Annotated in this window: 19 protein-coding genes; 7 read left to right on the top strand and 12 right to left on the bottom strand. The window is 48.3% G+C overall.

The window, feature by feature from the left end; all coding sequences use genetic code 11:
- Positions 1-61: 61 nt before the first annotated feature.
- Positions 62-1,048, bottom strand: coding sequence for an NAD(P)/FAD-dependent oxidoreductase (locus tag ACXADP_RS00195; protein ID WP_474970589.1), 987 nt, complete (start codon positions 1,046-1,048; stop codon positions 62-64).
- Positions 1,049-1,222: 174 nt separating this feature from the next.
- Between ACXADP_RS00195 and ACXADP_RS00200 the strand changes: the two genes are divergently transcribed.
- The 5 genes from ACXADP_RS00200 (at position 1,223) to ACXADP_RS00220 (ending at position 7,868) form a co-directional block, all read left to right on the top strand.
- On the top strand, positions 1,223-1,561 hold the full coding sequence (locus ACXADP_RS00200) for a PadR family transcriptional regulator (RefSeq protein WP_474970590.1): 339 nt from the start codon (positions 1,223-1,225) through the stop codon (positions 1,559-1,561).
- Positions 1,539-2,720, top strand: coding sequence for a chromate efflux transporter (chrA, locus tag ACXADP_RS00205; protein WP_474970591.1), 1,182 nt, complete (start codon positions 1,539-1,541; stop codon positions 2,718-2,720). The genes ACXADP_RS00200 and chrA overlap by 23 nt, the downstream gene beginning before the upstream one ends.
- A gap of 130 nt (positions 2,721-2,850) precedes the next feature.
- Entirely contained in the window at positions 2,851-5,664 is a 2,814-nt protein-coding gene (locus tag ACXADP_RS00210) for a sensor domain-containing phosphodiesterase (protein ID WP_474970295.1), read from the top strand.
- A 4-nt stretch (positions 5,665-5,668) separates the two neighbouring features.
- Complete coding sequence (locus tag ACXADP_RS00215) at positions 5,669-7,300, top strand: thiamine pyrophosphate-binding protein (RefSeq protein ID WP_474970294.1); 1,632 nt, start codon at positions 5,669-5,671, stop codon at positions 7,298-7,300.
- Between the two features lie 94 nt (positions 7,301-7,394).
- Positions 7,395-7,868, top strand: coding sequence for a PCYCGC motif-containing (lipo)protein (locus ACXADP_RS00220; protein WP_474970293.1), 474 nt, complete (start codon positions 7,395-7,397; stop codon positions 7,866-7,868).
- Positions 7,869-8,053: 185 nt separating this feature from the next.
- On the opposite strand, the gene ACXADP_RS00225 is transcribed toward ACXADP_RS00220, so the two are convergent.
- From ACXADP_RS00225 to ACXADP_RS00245, 5 genes are all read right to left on the bottom strand, one after another.
- Positions 8,054-8,572, bottom strand: a complete 519-nt coding sequence (locus tag ACXADP_RS00225; RefSeq protein ID WP_474970292.1) for an RNA polymerase sigma factor — start codon at positions 8,570-8,572, stop codon at positions 8,054-8,056.
- Positions 8,573-8,585: 13 nt separating this feature from the next.
- On the bottom strand, positions 8,586-10,598 hold the full coding sequence (locus ACXADP_RS00230; protein WP_474970592.1) for a DUF6449 domain-containing protein: 2,013 nt from the start codon (positions 10,596-10,598) through the stop codon (positions 8,586-8,588).
- Positions 10,573-11,472, bottom strand: a complete 900-nt coding sequence (locus ACXADP_RS00235; protein WP_474970290.1) for an ABC transporter ATP-binding protein — start codon at positions 11,470-11,472, stop codon at positions 10,573-10,575. Before ACXADP_RS00235 ends, ACXADP_RS00230 begins: the two co-directional genes overlap by 26 nt.
- Positions 11,465-11,842, bottom strand: coding sequence for a GntR family transcriptional regulator (locus ACXADP_RS00240; RefSeq protein WP_474970289.1), 378 nt, complete (start codon positions 11,840-11,842; stop codon positions 11,465-11,467). Before ACXADP_RS00240 ends, ACXADP_RS00235 begins: the two co-directional genes overlap by 8 nt.
- Positions 11,843-12,019: 177 nt before the next feature.
- Positions 12,020-12,610, bottom strand: a complete 591-nt coding sequence (locus ACXADP_RS00245) for a flavin reductase family protein (protein WP_474970288.1) — start codon at positions 12,608-12,610, stop codon at positions 12,020-12,022.
- Positions 12,611-12,746: 136 nt separating this feature from the next.
- Here ACXADP_RS00245 and ACXADP_RS00250 point away from each other — a divergent pair, with 136 nt between their 5' ends.
- Positions 12,747-14,162 (top strand): alanine/glycine:cation symporter family protein, encoded by a 1,416-nt coding sequence (locus tag ACXADP_RS00250; RefSeq protein WP_474970287.1) that lies wholly within the window; start codon positions 12,747-12,749, stop codon positions 14,160-14,162.
- Positions 14,163-14,351: 189 nt separating this feature from the next.
- On the top strand, positions 14,352-14,933 hold the full coding sequence (locus ACXADP_RS00255; RefSeq protein WP_474970471.1) for a CDP-alcohol phosphatidyltransferase family protein: 582 nt from the start codon (positions 14,352-14,354) through the stop codon (positions 14,931-14,933).
- Between the two features lie 185 nt (positions 14,934-15,118).
- On the opposite strand, the gene uvsE is transcribed toward ACXADP_RS00255, so the two are convergent.
- The 6 genes from uvsE to ACXADP_RS00285 all read right to left on the bottom strand — a co-directional run bounded on the left by uvsE (position 15,119) and on the right by ACXADP_RS00285 (position 19,741).
- On the bottom strand, positions 15,119-16,075 hold the full coding sequence (gene uvsE, locus ACXADP_RS00260; RefSeq protein ID WP_474970470.1) for a UV DNA damage repair endonuclease UvsE: 957 nt from the start codon (positions 16,073-16,075) through the stop codon (positions 15,119-15,121).
- Positions 16,076-16,209: 134 nt separating this feature from the next.
- A complete protein-coding gene (locus ACXADP_RS00265) occupies positions 16,210-17,034 on the bottom strand; it encodes an aldo/keto reductase (protein ID WP_474970286.1) in 825 nt (274 codons plus the stop codon).
- A 75-nt stretch (positions 17,035-17,109) separates the two neighbouring features.
- On the bottom strand, positions 17,110-17,946 hold the full coding sequence (locus ACXADP_RS00270; protein WP_474970285.1) for an SAM hydrolase/SAM-dependent halogenase family protein: 837 nt from the start codon (positions 17,944-17,946) through the stop codon (positions 17,110-17,112).
- 79 nt (positions 17,947-18,025) lie between these two features.
- Positions 18,026-18,514, bottom strand: coding sequence for a DUF1189 family protein (locus ACXADP_RS00275; RefSeq protein WP_474970593.1), 489 nt, complete (start codon positions 18,512-18,514; stop codon positions 18,026-18,028).
- Positions 18,515-18,528: 14 nt separating this feature from the next.
- Positions 18,529-18,777, bottom strand: coding sequence for a YuzB family protein (locus tag ACXADP_RS00280; RefSeq protein WP_027953290.1), 249 nt, complete (start codon positions 18,775-18,777; stop codon positions 18,529-18,531).
- 25 nt (positions 18,778-18,802) lie between these two features.
- Complete coding sequence (locus ACXADP_RS00285; protein ID WP_474970594.1) at positions 18,803-19,741, bottom strand: bifunctional riboflavin kinase/FAD synthetase; 939 nt, start codon at positions 19,739-19,741, stop codon at positions 18,803-18,805.
- Between the last annotated feature and the right edge of the window lie 43 nt (positions 19,742-19,784).

Here is a 19,784-nt window from a genome sequence, read left to right on the forward strand (position 1 = left end):
TTGATTGCCGCGCTCGTCCACGAATGGCCGTTTTTACAGAACAAAAGACCTGTGACGCGACTTATTTGTCATCGCGGTATTTATAAATGACGGTACTGTATACCTGCGTCTTCGCTTTAGGATCCAGGAAAATGGCAGCGCTGTTGATGGCAGCCATTGCTTCATTGAATCCGGAAGCAATCAGCATCGTTTTACTCGGATAGACCACCGCATCCCCTGCTGCGAATACTCCGGGAATATTGGTACACATGTCCGTTTCTACAGGAATCCGTCCTTTATCGGTATGGATTCCCCACTGATCATACACACTTTTCTCCATCTGCAGCCCTTCATAAACGAGAAGGTGATCAAGAGAAAGCTCTGTACCATCGCTCAGAATCACCCCTGTCATCTGTCCGTCTGCCTCTTTCAACTGCTGAACAGTCCGGCCGTACTGGACGTGGACAGAAGATGCCAGCAGTTTTTCCTCATCCTTTTCATAAACAGCTTTAAAGGCGCTCCCCCTATTGATCAGCGTCACTTCATCAGCGGATTCTTCCAGCGCAAGCGCCCAGTCGATTCCGACACGGTTTTCTGATACAACAGCGGTTTTCAGTCCTTTGTACTGTTCCTTATTTTTTATCGTGTAGTGGATCTGTGTGCCATCATAAGCAGCGGCGCCATTCACCTGGAGAGGCTGCATTTGGAAAGTCCCCAGTCCGGAAGCGATCAGGACGGTCCTTGTATAATGAGCGGACCCATCATGGGTCACGAGAAGAAACGTCCCATCTTCCTGTTTCTGAAGGTCTTTTACTTTCGTCCCTGTCACAAGAGCCGGTTGAATGCTCTGTGCTTGTTTTTCCACATTTGCCGCAAGTTTCTCTCCCGAAATCCCGGGAAAACCGCCGACATCATAAATTAGTTTCTCCGGATAAAAGAACGAAACCTTGCCACCTGTTTCCGGCTGGTCTTCCATCACCTTCGTCTTCAACCCTCTCATCCCACTATAAAAAGCGGCGTACATCCCCGTCGTACCTCCGCCGATAATGGTTACATCATACATTTCCATCTCTGTCACCTTCTCCGCTTCATATATGTTCGTACACGTGTTTACCTCCCATTGTACGGAGGGCGGAAATAGAATGCAAAAGTAAATCTTTTGTAAAGGTTACAGGTATTCCATTGCTTTCCCCAGACCGTTATCGTATTATGATATCGGATTTTGATAATGGAGGTGATCGATGTGCTGAGAGATTTTTTTCTTGGTTCGATTAAGATCCATATCCTCTATCACGCCAGTATAGAACCGATATACGGCGCGTTTCTTATGGAGGAGCTTGCTTCCCACGGTTATGACATCAGCCCGGGGACCCTCTACCCTACGCTCAAGCAGCTGCACAAGGATGAGCTGCTGGAAAAATACGAGGAGAAGGTAGAAGGAAAAATCCGCAAATACTATGTCATTACAAATAAAGGACAGCAGGTGCTGAAAGAAGGAAAACAGCAGGTCCAGGAACTTGCTGAAGAAATCTTAGGAAAAGATTGGAGGAAAATTTCAGATGAGTCCATCAAAGAAAAGTAACTGGGTGGAAATACTGCGCACGTCGACAAAACTCGGCTTCACGTCCTTCGGCGGTCCTATCGCGCACCTTGCCTATTTTAAGGACGAATACATCGATCGTAAAAAGTGGCTCGATGATAAAACCTATGCTGATATCATTGCCCTCTGCCAATTTCTCCCCGGCCCGGCAAGCAGTCAGGTAGGGATTGCCATAGGTATGCTGCGCGGAGGGTTCATTGGAGGATTGATTTCCTGGTTCGGTTTTACGATGCCGTCCATTCTGGTTCTTATTCTATTCGCTATGCTTTATCAATCCTTTGACTTGGCAGATGCCGGTTTCATCCACAGCCTTAAAGTCGTTGCCGCAGCTGTCGTCCTGCATGCATTGATGGGCCTTGGTAAAAAGCTGACCCCGGACAAGCCGAGAATTGCGATGGCCCTGGCAGCCGCCTTGATTCTGCTGCTTTATCCATCCGCCTGGATGCAGCTGGTCATCATATTCGCTGCGGGCGTCTTCGGATGGAAGATGTTTTCCGGATTGAATCCATCTAAAATTCAGCCGTTTCCTGTCACCTTTTCTAAAAAAGCAGGAATCGCGTCCCTCAGCATTCTTGTCGGCCTGCTTATTTTCCTGCCTGTGCTGGCCAGGAATACAGACAATCTGTTCATCCAGCTGTTTGATACATTCTTCCGGGTCGGGTCTCTTGTTTTCGGGGGCGGTCATGTTGTCCTTCCGATGCTGGAACGGGAAGTTGTTCCGACCGGGCTTTTATCTGCCAGTGATTTTCTGGCCGGATATGGAATGGCCCAGGCTGTTCCCGGACCTTTGTTCACGTTTTCAAGCTATCTCGGTACGATGATTCAGGGAATACCTGGAGCTGTCGCCGCGACGGCAGGGATTTTCCTTCCGTCTTTCCTGTTTCTTGTAGCCGCGCTCCCGTTCTTGAACGAACTTAGAAAGCGGCCGGCTTTCCAAGGGGTTCTAACAGGCGTCAACGCCAGCGTCGTCGGCATCCTGCTGGCTGCCTTTTATGATCCGGTCCTTAAGAGCTCGATTTTAAGCGGAGAAGATTTCGCTCTCGCCGCCATCCTGTTCTCCCTGCTTCATTTCTTTAAAGTCCCGGCATGGGCCATCGTTATCATCGGGGTTGCTGCAGGAGCTGTGCTCAATATGTTATAGAAACCAGGCACAAAAGACTTTCTTTTGTGCCTTTTATTTTCGATCTTATTCAAAAAACTTTGGATCTTATGCAGGAAGTTCACTATAATAGTCGAACTTTATCAAAAGATGAAACTATGGAGGGAAACGCATGGCTGAAGAGCAAACCAGATATTCTCGACTAGCTCAAATTACCAAGCTGATCAACACCAAGCTGGATTTGCGCGAAGTATTAGAGCATGTAGTAACAGCCATATCAGAAGAAATCATGCGGTGCGATTCCGTGGGGATTTATCTGCCGCGGGAAGACGGCACGTACCAGGGGTATGTAGGAAAACCCAATACCATTAACGGCATGACATTGGATATGCACATTGTCGATCCGGAACAGGATCTGTTAGCCAAAGAAGTGATTGAAACACGGGAAGCAATTTATATTCCAGACACTTCCAAGGATGACCGCCCGGACCAGCGGGCGGTCCAGGCGTTTAAAATCAAATCGCTGCTTGTCGCTCCCATCTCCTATGAAGATGAATTGTATGGACTCGTCTTCTTGTTTGACTACGGGATCCCCATGGATTTGACGGACTCTGAGATTGAAAGTGTCAAAGCCTATATTCACATGGCCGCTGTAGCGCTGCGAAATGCCAACAACCTGACAAGAAAAGAAAAACTGATTTCAGAAAAGCAGCTTCTCCTTAACGTGACACGCGATTTATCTTTGTGCTCTTCGCTGCAGGAAGCTCTTGATAAATGTTTTTATTACCTTGGGGAAGTCCTTGGAAACCAGAACATCGGCGCCCATTTTATCGATCCTGTAGCAGAAGACCGCCTGAAGCCTGCGAGCCTGAACAAAAATAGTGATTGGACCGAGGAAGACTGGATCGCCACTCACCGAAAGACACGGTTCGATCATAAGGAAGACCTGATCTTTCAGGAAGTGATTGAAACGAAAAAGTCCGTGCTTGTCCCGGATGTGTATGAAGATGACCGCGTCAACAAGCACATTTGCAGGGAGTTTGGAATTAAAGGACTGTATATGATTCCTCTTGTATCACTTGGAGAAGTCCTTGGAGCCATCGCCATCGTCAATCTGACTGAAACGAACTTCCGTTTCACCCCCTCTGTCCGCCAGCTCGCTGAATCCATCGTGGATACCACAGCCCCCGTTTTATTCAATCTATTGTATATAGAAAAGCAGGAGGTTATCATCCAGGACCGCACCTCTGAATTAATAGAGAAAAACCGGGAACTGGAGGAAGCTTTCATAGAATTGAAGCAGATCAGCCGCGAAAAGGATTTGATCTTGAATTCAGCGGGCGAAGGGATTTTCGGCATCGATCTTGATGGAAATATCACCTTTGCGAACCCTTCTGCCACCAGTCTGCTCGGTTACGCCGATGAAACCGATGTAGTAGGCTTGTCCTACGCACGGATTTTCAAGTGGGAAGATCCGAGTGTGGACATCCACTCCTTCAAGGATCTCTATCTCTGGAAGGAAACTTACAGCGGGCAGGAGCACTTTTTCATAAAAAAAGACGGCGGATCGTTTCCTGTCGAATATGTCATTACACCTAAGCAGGAAAACGATGAGACCATCGGGTACGTAGTGACCTTCAAAGATGTGACATCACGCAAGCAGATGGAGGAAAAGATCAAGTACCATGCCTATTACGATGTCGTCACCAATATTCCGAACCGTGTCCTGTTCAGAGACAGGCTGAAGCAGGCGCTCAGCTATGCAGAATTAACAGGAAAATCGCTGGCCATTCTGTTTCTGGACCTCGACCGATTCAAGAAAATCAATGATACGTTCGGACACAGCTTCGGGGATATGGTGCTCCAGCAGGCCGCCCAGCGTCTGGAGCATGCCATTCCGAAGGAGGCGACGGTTTCCAGACAGGGAGGCGACGAATTCATCATCCTTCTTCCTAAAATCGACCGGACAGAAGATGCTGTCGCATGCGCAGAGCGGGTACTGGCTTCTTTCGATACGCCCTTTACGATTCAATCCCAGGAAGTAAGCATAAAAACCAGCATCGGTATCAGCTTATATCCGGAGAATGGGGACAATGTCGAATCGCTGATCAAACATGCCGATGTAGCGATGTATAAGGCGAAAGATTACGCAGGTAATCGGTATCAGCTTTTTTCCAATGATATCGAAGAACGTTCGGTTGAACAGATCAAGCTGGAGAATGACTTATTCAAAGCCCTCCAGCGCGGGGAAGAGTTTGAACTGTATTATCAGCCCAAATTCGACGTCCGCTCCGATGAATTGATCGGCACGGAAACACTGATCCGATGGAATCATCCGGAATTCGGTCTGCTTTCCCCCGGCCGGTTCATTCCGCTGGCGGAAGAAACCGGGTTGATTACTGCCCTTGGGGAATGGGTCATCAAAGAATCCTGCCGTCAGATGAAAAAATGGTACGACAAAGGGTGCACGCAGCTCGCCGTCTCCGCCAACCTGTCGCCGCAGCAGTTCCAGCAGACCGATCTTGCGTCCAAGGTAGCTGCTATTCTTAAAGAGACCGGTCTTCCACCACAGCTGCTGGAATTGGAGCTGACCGAAAATTTAATCGTCAACAATACCAATCAAACCCTTAAAACGATCCGGGAACTGAAGGACCTGGGTGTGCAGATATCTATTGATGATTTTGGCACGGGGTATTCCTCTCTCGGCTATTTGAAGGATTTCCCGGTGGATACACTTAAGATTGATAAATCCTTTATTGATCATATGACAACGAATGCGAACAATGCCGCCATCATCAAAACGATCATCACTCTGGCTGACAGTCTGAAACTGAACGTCATTGCAGAAGGGGTCGAGAGCAGAGATCAGGCTGATTTCCTTGCCCGGCACGGGTGCTACTGGATTCAAGGATATTTATACAGCCGCCCTCTTCCTGTATCTGAATTTGAGAAACGGTATGTCCCATCACAATCACAAAGGAGCTAACGAAATGAAATCTGTTCGAGCTGTACTGGATTATTTAGTTTCAGGAAATGTCTCTTATATTTTCGGAATTCCGGCTGGATCGGTGAATGCCTTTTTTGATGAGCTTTATGATACGCCTTCCATTACACCTGTAATTGCTAAGCATGAAGGAGCAGCCTCCTATATGGCTGCAGCCTATGCTAAGTATTCCGGTTCGCTGAGTGTGTGCATCGGAAGCAGTGGACCCGGAGGGACAAACCTGGTGACAGGAGCGGCGAATGCGATGCGGGAGCACCTACCTGTCCTGTTTCTCACCGGAGCTGTCCCTGTGGATACGGTCGGATTGAACGCGTCCCAGGAACTGCATGCGGACCCTCTGTATCAGTCGGTTACAAAATACAGCCAGCGTGTGGACCGGGCAGAGGACCTGCTTCCAGAAATTCATAAAGCGGTGGAAATTGCCCTGACCGGTGTTCCAGGCCCTGTGCATATCGCTATGCCGATCGACGTTCAGCTTTCATCCGTTATGCCCCCCGCTCTTCCGGCTTTTCCTGAACGCGTCCCCCTTCTTCCCGATGATGATAAAATCCAGGAAACGGCTGAAAAACTCGCCGGAACGAGTGGATTCATCTTCGCCGGCCAAGGGATCCGAGGGGCTGTCGAAGACGTACTGGAACTGGCTGAAACACTGGAATGGCCGATTATCACGACCCCTCAGGCGAAGGGATTCATCCCGGATGATCATCCGCTTCTGAAAGGGATATTCGGATTTGCCGGGCACGAAGAGGCTTCCGCATTCATTCATTCGAATGCAGCTGAAACCATCCTTGTGCTTGGGTCGAGCCTCGGAGAAACGGCTACGAACAACTGGAATCCCAATCTGGCCGCCAACCGTACGCTTATCCAGGTTGATTACGATGCTACGGTTTTCAACCGGAAGTATCCGGTAGACATGGCTGTACACGGGGATATCAATGTGACGGTATCTTCTTTGATTACAGCTTTGAACCAGCTTGGACACAGGCAGAAACGAATGCCTGCCTTCCCACAGCGCTCACAGGAAATCACATCGGAGTATAACTCCCGGAACGTGCTGCTCTCCCTGCAGAAGCTCCTCCCTTTGAATACGCGCTATACAGTGGATATCGGAGAATTCATGGCTTATGTCGTTCACTATATGAACGTCCGTTCCACAGATTCTTTTGATATCAATGTCCATTTCGGAGCAATGGGAAGCGGCATCGGCAGTGCCATCGGTGCCAAGCTTGCAGAGCCGGAAAGACCTGTAGTAAGCCTTACCGGAGATGGCTGCTTCTTCATGCACGGGATGGAACTGCTGACAGCCAAAGAATACCACATCCCCGTATTGTTTATCGTGATGAATAATGCACGGCTCGGCATGGTCCATCACGGGCATACGCTGCAGTATAAGCGTGCGCATGAGCGGTTTGGTCAGGAAGCGGTCAATATTACGGCTATGGCCGCTTCTCTTGGTGTGCCGTCCGTTTCCGTCCATTCCATGGAAGATGTGAATGAAGAAACACTCGGAGAGGTTTTGAACAGCAGCGGACCAGCTGTTCTTGAGATTTCCCTTGTGGATGACAATGTCCCGCCTATGGGCGATAGAGTCAAATTCCTTTCTTCTTTCGGAAAATAAATCTATAAACGTCTGTCATTTTTTTGAAAACGATTGAATCTTTCCTGCGCCCTCTTTATGATAGAGATAATCTATATAAAGAGGGTGCTTTGTTTTGCTGAAAAATGTACTCATCGTGGGTATACTCGTATCCGGACTGTCCCTCACAGGATGTGGAGCATCGGAAAGTGAAGAGAGTCATGTTGAACATGCGAACGGAGATCTACGTGAAGAAACGGCTTCAGCGGATGTCCTCCCAGACTTCATGGACGGAAAACCTGAAAATGTCCAGAACATCTACCTGGCTGCTGCCCAGCACCGCGATCTGCTTGAAAACATCCCTTGTTACTGTGGCTGCGGAGAAAGCGCCGGCCATAAAGATAATTACGACTGCTTCGTTCATGAAAATCATGACGACGGCAAGATCATGTGGGATGACCACGGAACGAAATGCGGGGTCTGCCTTGAAATTGCTGCCTCTTCCATCAACGATTATCAGCAGGGGAAATCAATCAAGGACATCCGTGCAGATATTGATGAAGCATATGAAAACGGGTATGCAGAACCTACTCCAACCCCTGCTCTTTAATCGGATCGTTTTAAAATGAACGACAAAGGCCGCCCCGGAAACCGGGGCGGCCTTTGTTTATTCAGAAACAGCATATGGTACTCAGAGAGCGTCCGAGGTCACCCAATGATCCGGACTTATGGGGATAATAGAAAAGCACAGGTTCCTCTACAAGCTGAAGGGAGTCCATCTTCAGAACAAATCTTTCATGCCGTCTTTTCCACCGGCTTCTTCTGTTCGAATTTCTGTTTTAACTGTTTACGACCGCGGTGCAGTCTCGACTTCACCGCGCTCTGGGTTATGTTCAGAAGGTCCGCAATTTCCTTCTCCTTCATGCTGTACTGAAAGCTTAACTGAAGAACCTCCCTTATTTTAGGGGATAATAAGCCGATGGATGATAGGATCTCCTCCTCAAGCTGATGCCGTTCACACGTTGCTTCAACGAGAGAGCCCTGTTGACATAAAGAATCGGGCAGCGGGAAATGTTCAAGCGATACTACAACGGCACGCCGCTCTTTTCTCAGCAGATCGACCGCTTTTCTTGCGGCAATCGTCGACAACCAGGCCCCTGCTTTTTCCTCATCCGTCAGTTCATCCAGTTTGTGATAGGCTTTCAAGTACGTTTCCTGCACCACATCTTCAGCAAGGCTGTAGTTATTCACCACTTTATATGCAGAGAAAAAGACCCGCCGGTGATAACGCTCATAAAGTTCATAAATATCCATCCGGATCTCCCCCTTACTCAAAATGCTGACGAACGAAATCGGGAGCATTTTCTTTGGTGAACGTCACAATTTCATTATAGTCTTTGTTGGTATCATCATAGTAAAGGGCGACTATATAGGCGCCCTCATCCTGATTGTGTCCGCCTTGAAGCAGAGGCTCTATTTTCTCTTTCCCTTCCACGGCCAGTGGCTCCACGCCCTGTTCCAATAAACGATCAAAGATAAATCTCGGGTAATCCTCGGTGAACTGTTCCTCCGGCCATTCAAACACTTCCGCTTCGGCAATGTCCTCGGGTCCGACCATGAAGTCCTCATATAACCCTTCCTTTTTAAGCCAGGCCGTCGTTTGTTCATATCCTTCATATACGGTCGTTTGATAAGGATTGGTTATGATTTCATTGGATTCGTCCCTCACACGGAAGGAAATCCATGAATACATGCCGCTTGGATGGGCCATCTCTTCATAAGACTGGCTGCGCAGATCTTCTTTCAAAGCCTTCAACAAGCCGGTCACTTTCTCCTCATCCACGATTGTATGCGGACTTCCTTTCCCATTAGGATCAAGATGGATGCGGTCCACCTGTCCACTCTCCAGCGTTATAGCTGGATAACGGATGTTTCTACCTTCATCTGTTTCATAAACCGCCTGCCGGGCGGCTTCGATTCTTCGATCACCCGTCTGGTACTGCCGCTGGACCTTCCGACCGTTTTCCAGTTCATAGTTGATAAAGTAATAGTCTTCTCCCATCTCCATAGGTTCACTGTATTCGACAAGGGCTTCATGTAAATTCAGCACCGACTCAATTCCTTCTCCGGAAGTGATAGAAGGGATCGGCGTTTCGGCGTTCTGGTACTGCTCGTATTCACCATATCCCTCACTGATATAAGCCTTCACAACCATTTCCTGTTCTGGAATATAAGTTTCATAGCTCTGCCAGCCATACGGAAGGAGAGCCAGGACAGCACCAGCGCTTCCCGTATAGATGAGCCAGTTTTTCATGAGCCGGATATGGAAGACACGCCATGTCTTTTCCAAAAGCATAGCTGCTGCCATATATCCGAAGGTTCCGCCCAATACCCAGCCAAACACCATCCAGCCGTACGAACTCAGGCTGAGACCGAAATACATCCCTCCAAGCAGCGCGGTGCAGAAGGTGACACCAAACTTGAAGACAGGGCGCAGCGCTGGTACAGTCACAGCTTTTGTGGCCGTTTCCAACGCACGCCTTTGGTAAATGACATAAGAAAGGCCATACATGACGACAGATGCCAAACCGTACGTCCATAAAGAAACTTGGGATAATGGAAGATTGGAGACTTCACCACCGGAAGAGGACGCCGTCAGCACATCTGTGATTGGTGATAAATGCTGGATCGTTTCTTCCTGAGCGATGACGCCTGAAAAACCATTGACTGTCATGTCCAGGTAATAGCTGATCAATAAGTACATCCCGGCAGGAAATAGCAGGAAAATATACGTAATTACTGCATGGACAGCGGATAAACCGGTCAGCGTCCCTACAAAGACACCGGTCATAAATAAAAGGATGGACATGACACAGAAAACAGCGAGCCAGTAGGCGGCATTTCCGATCGTGAAATAACCCGATACGTCCGCGACCCGTGAAGTTACAACTAGAATGATGAAATTCAAGAGAACCGGGACGAGCAGCAGAACAATCCCTGACACCAGATGATGGTTCAAGAGCCTGCCGCGGCTGATCGGTAAGCTATGAGCAAAGTCCGAGGCATCCTTCGTTTGGAGATACCGGAATAAAAAGACAGCCATCAAGACAGGCAGAATCAATAGAAAAACGGCTTGAAGTACAAAGGCGAACATCGAACCGAAGAGCCCTCCGTCATTATCCACCGGTGAAGCCATAGGAGCGGCTGTATTCAAATCCATAAACAACGGCAGCGGAACGAGAAAGAAAAGTCCAAGAAAATAGACGATGCTGATCCACCCTACAGCTCTGAAATCCTGCTTGAATATTTCCTTATTAAACAAGGATGTTTTCGAACGCATATCCGGCACCTCCCATTTCATAAATGAAAATTTCCTCAAGCGTTAACGGCAGGCGGTCATAAACCACAGGATGCCATGACTGAATTTCCTGTGCCACTTCCTTCTCTGTGCCGCGGACGATAAGAACATATACGCTTCCCCGTTTTTCTACATGAAGGACGTCAAGATCTGTTTCATCAGGATCGAACGCATCCTCCTTGAAGGCGGCCTGAATTTTATGCACGTCTTCCTTCAAGTCGTCCAAATCACGTTCCAGCAGGATCTCGCCCTTATGCAGGATGCCGACGTGGTCGCAGATATCCTCCACTTCCTTCAGGTTATGAGAAGAAATCAAAACCGTCATTTCACGTTCAGCCACATCCTGGATAATCAGGTTTCTGATTTTCTGTCTCATGACAGCATCCAGGCCGTCAAACGGCTCATCAAGAATCAATACATCCGGCACGGTGGACAATGCGAGCCAGAACGCTGCCTGTCTCTGCATCCCTTTTGAAAAACGGCTGAGCTTCTGCTTGTCGTCCAGCTTAAACAGCGTTCTCAGCTTTTCGTACCGCTCTTCATCCCAGCCGGGAAACAAGGATCGATAATAGTCCCCCATCTGCCGAATGGTATATTGAGGAAGGAAATACAGGTGGTCCGGCAGAAAAATGAGCCGCTGCTTTGTTTTCGTATTTTCATAAATTCCAGCATTGTCAATATGGACCTGACCGTCGTCCTGCCGCAGGATTCCTGCGAGCATCCGCATCATCGTCGTTTTACCGGCCCCGTTGGACCCAAGCAGCCCGTAGATCGATCCCTTGTTCACATGAAAGCTGACATTGGTTAAAATCTGTTGTTTATCGAACGATTTATCGACGTTTCTCACATCAATCATGACGTTCTCCCCCTTCCACATCCTTTAAAAGTTCAGCAATCTCTTCCCGGCTCATACCTAAATACATCGCTTCTGCAAATAATTTCTTCAACTCTTCCCTCACTTTTTCCAGCTCCTCTTTCCGTCCGTTTTTACTTGAAGGATGAACAAAGCTTCCTTTCCCTTTCAACGAGTAAATGTAGCCCTGGGACTCGAGCTCCCGGTATGCCTTTTGAATCGTATTCGGGTTGATCGTCAACTGCTGCGCCAGTTCCCTCACAGAAGGCAGCTTTTCATCCTCCTTAAGCACATCGTGAATAATCAGCTGCTTCAGTTTGTCGATCAGCTGCTCGTAAATCGGCTTACGGCTCCTGATATCCAGCTCAAACATAGATCCACCTCCGCCTCTTCTGTATTAACTGTATTATTACTACTAATACAGTAGTATACACGTCACTCCATATTTTGAGAAGTCCCGGTTTGAAAAAATAACAACTTCCCACTTTTAGCTGCCGGATCATAAAAAAAGACGGCCGGGTGAAATCCCGGCCGTCTCGATGTTTGTCCATTATTCTCCGTGGGTGGGCAGGGAATAAAACTCCCGGACGTATGTATAATCTCCTGCCATCCTTCCAACAGGTTTCAGTTTATGGGGATCGATCTTATCCACGTCCACATAGACATCGTCCTTCACATGATAACCAACAAGACGGCCGAGCACTAAATGACCGGACCCCACCTCTACAACCTGTGACAGCGCACACTCCATATGCACAGGAGATTCCTTCACTCTCGGAACATTTACAAAATCTCCGGGTTCCGACTCCACGCCGGCGGCATGGAACTCATCTACATCCGGGCTGTGATTTTTACTGCTCTCGTGCATTTGGTCAGCCAGTTGTTCTGTCACAAGATTAATAATGAAGGTTTCGGTTTCCCTTATGTTGACAAGAGTATCCTTCTCCCGTGCTCCATCACCAATGGAAAAACAAAGCGTGACCGGGTCCATGGAAGCCACTGTAAAAAAACTGAACGGAGCCAGATTGGCCACACCATCAGAGCTGAGAGAAGACACCCATGCGATGGGACGAGGGACGACGGCCCCTTTCACCAGCTTACTCATACGATGCTCATGAAACTGATTTTCTCCGATTTTCATCCTGCTTCTCCTCCTTTTCTTTTCATTGTACTAGAATCCATGTTCTTCCACATCATGTAGAGTAATTCAACGTTTAACAGTAAATGGTAAAGGGAATGTATGATTAACATTTAAAAATAGGAAGGAGTTTCTTTTATTGGGAGATTTATGGAGTGCCTTTAAAGATGCATTAGCCACTGTATCCAACTTTTTATGGACATACCCTCTTGCTATTATTTTAATTCTCGGCGGGATCTTCCTCACGTTCCGCATCAAGTTTTTTCAATTCCGCTTCTTCGGCCATGTTCTCCATCAAACCGTGGGCCAGATTTTCAAGAAAAACAAACAGAAAGGAAGCATCACTCCTTTCCAGGCGTTCACATCAGCCCTTGCCTCAACAGCGGGCGCCACAAATATCGTAGGGGTTCCGGTAGCCATATCGCTCGGTGGGCCGGGGGCACTTTTCTGGATGTGGGTGGTAGCGCTTATTGGAATGGCAACAAAATACAGCGAGATTCTTCTCGGGGTGAAATACAGGGAAAAGAATGAAAAGAACGTATGGGTCGGCGGCCCGCAGTATTACATAAAAAAAGCACTCGGCTGGAAATGGGTCTCCACCGCCTTTGCCTTTCTCCTTATGATTGAACTGATACCAAGTGTCATGGTCCAGTCCAATTCCATTGCCACCCAGACCGAAGGAGCCTTTGGGTGGCCGGTGGAAGTTACCGGCGCCATCATGTGCGTGGCTATTGCCCTCGTGGTATTTGGTGGCATTCAGCGCATCGCCAAAGTCACCGATAAAATGGTGCCGGGGATGGTGCTGATTTACCTTGCTGTCTGTTTTTACGTCATCTTTGCCAACATGGGTGAAATCCCTGCCGTCTTTGCTCTTATTTTCCAGCACGCCTTCACCCCTGTTTCCGCTACGGGCGGATTTGCCGGGGCCGCCGTAGCCCAGGCGCTCCGCTGGGGAATTGCGCGCGGTCTTTACTCCAACGAAGCAGGACTCGGGACAGCTTCGATCGCCCATTCTGCTGCTCAGACCGATCACCCTTCCCGCCAGGCGCTGTGGGGGATCTTCAGCGTTTTCGTAGATACGATTCTGATCTGTACCGTTTCCGGCCTTGTCGTGCTCGTTACAGGGGCCTGGACAGAAGTCGATGGCAGCGACGCCTCCAACATGATCAACGTCGCCATCGGCAGTGAGTTCGGCGACGCGTTCGGAGGAAGCTTCATCAGTGTCTTCCTGCTCTTTTTCGTCATTACGACGATTGGAATTCTTGTATTCTACGGAGAGAAGCAGGCGGAATACTTATATGGGCTGAAAGCGGCCAAAGGGATGAGAATCGTTTATATTCTAGCCGTCTTCGTCGGAGCTCTCGGAGGCCTTCAGTTTGTATGGCAGTTCCTTGATCTGCTTCTAGCCCTTGTCCTTCTTGCGAATATCATCCCGCTCCTGTTCCTGCACAAGGAAATCGCGGCACTGACCGATGACTACGTAAACCGGGTGTATAAAAAGAAAACCTCCAAACGGAACATCTCCTTGTTTGAGGAAGAGGAAGATGCCAGCTGAACCCTTCCTGTACGGAAGCCGGCTGACGGGGACTTTTCCCGTCAGCTTTTTTTATGGGCTGTCCTCCGATTGTAAGAAAGCTTACACATGGACCTTTTCAATTCTCTTCCCAGCCCTGATTATGCTATCGTCTAAGAGGATAGGATATTGGATAAACACGCAGGAAAACAACGAAAAGCAGGTGTTCACATGCTCGATACCCACGCCAGGAAATATGTACAGCCTTCCATTGATAAAACCGCCCACTATTTATTAAAACAGGGCCGTTCAGCCGATCAAATCACCATCACCGCTCTATTCATCGGTCTGGGCACCAGTATCCTTTACATGCTCGGCCATCCGGTGGCTGCTGTCGTCCTTTTATGGTTTTCCGGATTTCTCGATGCCGTAGATGGGACAATGGCCCGCCACACGAAAACATCCCCCTTCGGCACCGTGATGGATATTACGTTCGACCGGGTCGTCGAAGTCGGAATCATTCTTGCGATCGCCTACGTGCACCCGGACGTGCTGTGGCCGCTTCTTCTTCTTACCGCCTCCATCATCATTTCGATGACGATTTTCCTTGTCGTTGGAGCTGTGTCTGAAAAAGCAGGGGTGAAGTCCTTCTATTATCAGGCAGGGGCGGCCGAACGGACAGAAGGCTTCCTTTTATTCAGCATTATGATGTTGTTTCCGGATTATCTGCTCTGGTCAACGCTGTTGTTCTTTGCCGTAGAACTATTCACAGGCATCCAGCGTTTTGTGGAAGCAGCCAAAATTCTGAAGTAAGATCCCTCTCCAATACCCGGAGACTTTGACAGAGATAGACGAGAAAAAAGAGCTGCTCTTTTGCGAAGCAAAGAAGCAGCTCTTTTTTGATTGCAGAATAAATGCTCACAAACCTCTTGTCAGTGAATGCTCATCTTAAAAGCAATCCGGTATAAACGGATAGAAGCAGCATGCAAAGGACTGTTTTATAGATCGAGCACGGCCTCTTCTATCCTTTTCACACCTCTGACAGCAGCCATGTCCTCCACCAGCTTCATGAGAGCAAGATCTTTTCCTTTCGCTTCAATCATAAAATCGACCGGCTGGTTCATTGCTTTCAATTCCTTTAGAAGCGGCTGAATAAAATCAGCGTCCACATAATCCGAATGGCTACGGAAAGCATTCTCCGACTTCGGGGAGGAGATGTGGATTTTCGGAGGCACATGCATGCCTTCCCACGTCCGGAAAAAGCGGGGCAGGAGATCCTTCAGTGATTCTTCATCTGTATGATTGGCCCTATAGTGATGATAATCGAACATCATTGGAATGTTGTGTTTTTCGCACACGTCAAGTGTTTCCGATGTGGTGTAGGTTTTATCATCATTTTCAAGCGTCATCTGCTGTTTGACTGGATCCGGGAGCTGCTTGATATTCTCGTGAAAACGGCCGAGTGCTTTAGCTTTATTTCCGTAGGCACCGCCCACGTGAAGGTTGATATGGGCTTCCTCATGCAGGCCCATCGCTTCCAGCATCGCGTAATGATAGGTCATATCCTTGACGGCATTGATCGTGACTTCAGGCCTGTCACTGGTAAACAACGTAAATTGATTGGGGTGGAAACTCGTCCTCATCCGGTGCCTTCTGACAATATCCCCGATTTCCCTGAACAAATACTCAAAGGGTGTAATATAGTCCCACTCCACATCATCATGGGTGGCAAGCGGAATTAAGGAGGAAGACATCCGGTATAGGTGGATCTGCCGGGCCACATTATAGTGGAGAATCCGAATGGTACGGCGCAGATTCATTTCTGCAATCGTATGAAGCTGTTTCAACGCTTCTTCCCGCCCAAGTTTCTCGTAGCGGGCAAAAGTCATCGTTTTTGCAGGCGCGGCCTCCCACAGCGATAGAGCGTGGGATACATAGCCGAAGCGGATGATCATAAACATACTCCTTCTCACAAAATGGTATAGTTCTATCTTCCCCATAATGGAAAAGGTTAATAATGTAATCAACGATCCCTCTGTTTTTCCAATAAAAAAAGGACCGCCGGCGTCCGGCAGCCCTTTCCTCATGATTATCTTACATTCATTTCTGATGGCTTCGGACCTTTACGCTCTCCACGGTCCAATTTGTTGATGGCCGCCATATCGTCGGCCGTCAATTCAAAGTCAAACACATCAAAGTTCTCTTCGATGCGGGATGGTGTCACGGATTTCGGAATGACAACCGTATCGTTCTGCAGGTGCCAGCGGATGATCACCTGCGCTGGTGTTTTCCCATGCTTTTTGGCAATGGACTGAACATCTTCGTTTTTCAGAACTTCTCCCCCCTGCATGAGAGGGCTCCATGCTTCTACGAGGATACCATGATCACGGCAGAAATCCTTCAGCTCATTCTGTGCAAGATATGGATGGCATTCCACCTGGTTGACTGCAGGCTTCACATCGCATTCATCCAATAGACGCTGCAGATGATCGATGTCGAAGTTACAGACTCCGATAGCTTTTACCTTACCGTCTTTATACAGTTTCTCAAGTGCTTTATAGGTTTCAACGTACTCATCGAATTCCGGTGTCGGCCAGTGGATCAAATAAAGGTCCACATAGTCGAGGCCAAGCTTATCAAGAGAAGTTTCAAAAGCTTTCAATGTATTGTCGTACCCTTGGTCTGTATTCCATACCTTTGTCGTAATGAACAATTCATCGCGCGCAACGCCACTCTGGCGGATGGCTTCCCCGACCTGCTTTTCGTTGCCGTAAATGGCTGCTGTATCAATAGAACGATAACCTGTTTCGATGGCTTTTGTTACCGCAGGCACTGCTTCCTTTTCTTCTACCTGCCAAACACCGAAACCGAGCTGAGGCATTTCAATCTGCCTATGTAGCGTAACCGTCTTCATTGTCATTCTCCTTTTCTGCTTAGGGATTTCAAATTGTAGTGTATCATAACGCTTTCATGCGGGCTTCTAATCTGCTCACGGCTTTTTCAATTGTATTTCCCAATTCGATCCTGTCCGAATACCATACGCCTTGGAAAAGGAGCCTTGGTTAATGGCGACGGCCATATGATCGAGCGAATTCACATATAAGAGAGGCTCTCCGATGTGCGTAGCTGCAAAAGAACGGCCGAACGTCACCGTATTGTGATACACCTCCTGGCCATTGTGAGTGATCTGCACATCCAGTTGACTGCCGTAATCGACGCCTGTCTGAAGGAATAACCGACGGGGAATGTTGGTCCATACATTTCCAAACCGCACATCAAGGATATCCAGGATCCCCGATACAGACCCAGGCTGAAGCACGGGCTCTTTCACCGGGAGCTTCACAAGTTCCGCTGGATCAAGAGGAGGACCGATTTCCTCAAAAGAAATCACTCCGGAAGCCAATCTTGCTCCTGTATAGGCGTAAATGTCCCGGCCGTGGAACGTAAACGATTCACCGGAGCGCGGAAGACGGTTGACCCGCTCGTCAATCTCCCTGACCTCGACGATTCCTTCGGCCGCCATTATATGCGTCAACGTTCCGTTGTCCGGTGTAATGACATAATGGCCGGACCCGGTCCGGACCCCGATGCTTCTTCGGGCAGATCCGACGCCAGGATCCACGACAGACACAAAGACTGTTCCTGTTCTCCAATACCCCATCGTCTGCCACAGCCGGTATGAGCCGTCCCATATATGAAAAGGTGGAATGTCATGGGTCAAATCAAAGATGTTCAACGAGTCATCCACTCCATGCGCCACCCCGTGCATGGCACTCACTGCACCATCTCCGAGTCCGAAATCCGATTGAAATACGAGTGCTCCCATTCGCAGAACCTCCATCCTGTTAAATTAGGAACATTCTAAATAATTCATTTGAAAAAAGCAACATAAAAAAGCACCAGTCCTACGAACGGACAGGTGCTTTTGGATAGATGATGATCATCCGGTACATATAAAAGCTGAAAAGAATGAAAAAAATAAGAGCACTGATCACGTTGGGCACCGCTGCATATTTCAGCACGACGCTGAGAATCAACGGCAGTGTGGCAGCATAAGCGGTCAGCTTCCACAGCAGCTGATAGCTCAGTTTTCTCTCAAGGGCCTTACAAAGCAGGAGCGCACCTCCGGCCAATATGGAAACCCCGACAAGGATTAAAAAGACAATCAACAGCGGATAAAAGACGAGGAACTGCACGATGTACATTCCTCTGGATACTTCTGTAACGCTCGTCTCCAGATACATAATCGAAAAAACCATATCCGGCAGGAACAAAGCAAACAGAAGCACAAACAAATAACCGATCGTCTGTGTAATGCCTTTTCTATTCAAATGGAACATCGCCTCTTTTTTTGGAAGGCGCAGACTATTCTTCAACGAATCAAAAAACCCCATGAGTCTCTCCTGCCTTATTCAGCGTAAATGGCCAGTTCTTCTTCAATCTTTGTACGGATTTTCTCCAGGGCGTCTTCGGGTGTTTTTGCGAAAACGCGCTGATTATTGACAATGGCATACGGACGGACGGCACACATGCCGCAGAACGATAAACATTCGTTCATGAGTACAGCGACTTCTGGATATTCGGATTCAATGATGCTTTCGATGTCCAGTTCATTGATCAAGTTGCCGTCACATACTTCAACAACAACGATTCCCATCAGGTGTACTCCTTTCTAAGGTGTATTATTCGGGTAAGCCTAAAATTCGACGGGCCTTCTGCTCATCCTTCTGCATCTGCGTGACAAGGGCATCGACCCCGTCAAAATTCTCCTCGTCTCTCAAGTGCCGTAAAAACTGAACGGTCACTTTCCTGTCGTAGAGATCACCGGAAAAATCCAGAAGGTAAGCTTCGACTTTATAAGAATCACCGTTTACCGTCGGGCGGTAACCGGCACTGATTAATGTGTAATAATATTCAGGAGAATCCTGTACAAGCTTCACAAGACCGAGGTAGACGCCCGGCTTGGCTTTGATGTAGTCATCGATTCCTCCGACATTCAGGGTCGGATAACCAAGCGTGCGTCCAAGCTGCTCCCCTTTTTCAACGAAACCTGTAACTTCATAAGGGCGCCCGAGCATCGCCTGGGCCGCTTCCATCCTTCCGTTGGATACATGCGTGCGGATATCGGTACTGCTCACTTTAGAATCATGAAGCATCACACCGGGTACAATCGATACCCCGGCTCCGATTTCCCCGCACAGCTCTGCCAGTCCTTCCGCGTCAGAGCCACGGCCTTTTCCGAATCGGAAATCTTCTCCTACAATCACATGCTGGATATTCAAGCGGTTCAAATGCTCCAGTACAAATTCATCGGGAGATGTTTTTGCATATTCTTTTGTAAAATGGACGTGATAGTAACGATCTACCCCGAACCGTTCCAGACGGGCCAGTTTATCTTCAAGTGTAGACAACCCATACTTAAAGGATTCCTCGCCGCGCAGCACCCATTTGGGATGATCAGAAAAACCATAAACCGCAATCTTATCTTCCGGACGGGCCAGCTTCTCTGCTTCCTGTAGAAGCGACTGATGCCCCAGGTGTACGCCGTCCATCTTCCCGATAATTAAAACAACGGGCTCTTGATTCTCAGGTGGTCGTCCTTGTACTTCAATCAGTTCCATTAACAAAGCATCCCCTTCAACCTGTTGATTAAACCTTCTAATT

Source organism: Halobacillus sp. AWH4_228, assembly GCF_056158365.1.

Coding starts and splice junctions, on each gene's coding strand:
- ACXADP_RS00255 (WP_474970471.1), top strand. CDS start 14,352: ATGCTCGATACCCACGCCAGGAAATATGTACAGCCTTCCATTGATAAA.
- ACXADP_RS00195 (WP_474970589.1), bottom strand. CDS start 1,048: ATGGAAATGTATGATGTAACCATTATCGGCGGAGGTACGACGGGGATG.
- ACXADP_RS00225 (WP_474970292.1), bottom strand. CDS start 8,572: ATGGATATTTATGAACTTTATGAGCGTTATCACCGGCGGGTCTTTTTC.
- ACXADP_RS00235 (WP_474970290.1), bottom strand. CDS start 11,472: ATGATTGATGTGAGAAACGTCGATAAATCGTTCGATAAACAACAGATT.
- ACXADP_RS00280 (WP_027953290.1), bottom strand. CDS start 18,777: ATGGGAATCGTTGTTGTTGAAGTATGTGACGGCAACTTGATCAATGAA.
- ACXADP_RS00270 (WP_474970285.1), bottom strand. CDS start 17,946: ATGGGAGCACTCGTATTTCAATCGGATTTCGGACTCGGAGATGGTGCA.
- ACXADP_RS00285 (WP_474970594.1), bottom strand. CDS start 19,741: ATGGAACTGATTGAAGTACAAGGACGACCACCTGAGAATCAAGAGCCC.
- ACXADP_RS00215 (WP_474970294.1), top strand. CDS start 5,669: ATGAAATCTGTTCGAGCTGTACTGGATTATTTAGTTTCAGGAAATGTC.
- ACXADP_RS00240 (WP_474970289.1), bottom strand. CDS start 11,842: ATGTTTGAGCTGGATATCAGGAGCCGTAAGCCGATTTACGAGCAGCTG.
- ACXADP_RS00210 (WP_474970295.1), top strand. CDS start 2,851: ATGGCTGAAGAGCAAACCAGATATTCTCGACTAGCTCAAATTACCAAG.
- ACXADP_RS00275 (WP_474970593.1), bottom strand. CDS start 18,514: ATGGGGTTTTTTGATTCGTTGAAGAATAGTCTGCGCCTTCCAAAAAAA.
- ACXADP_RS00245 (WP_474970288.1), bottom strand. CDS start 12,610: ATGAAAATCGGAGAAAATCAGTTTCATGAGCATCGTATGAGTAAGCTG.
- ACXADP_RS00230 (WP_474970592.1), bottom strand. CDS start 10,598: ATGCGTTCGAAAACATCCTTGTTTAATAAGGAAATATTCAAGCAGGAT.
- ACXADP_RS00265 (WP_474970286.1), bottom strand. CDS start 17,034: ATGAAGACGGTTACGCTACATAGGCAGATTGAAATGCCTCAGCTCGGT.
- uvsE (WP_474970470.1), bottom strand. CDS start 16,075: ATGATCATCCGCTTCGGCTATGTATCCCACGCTCTATCGCTGTGGGAG.
- chrA (WP_474970591.1), top strand. CDS start 1,539: ATGAGTCCATCAAAGAAAAGTAACTGGGTGGAAATACTGCGCACGTCG.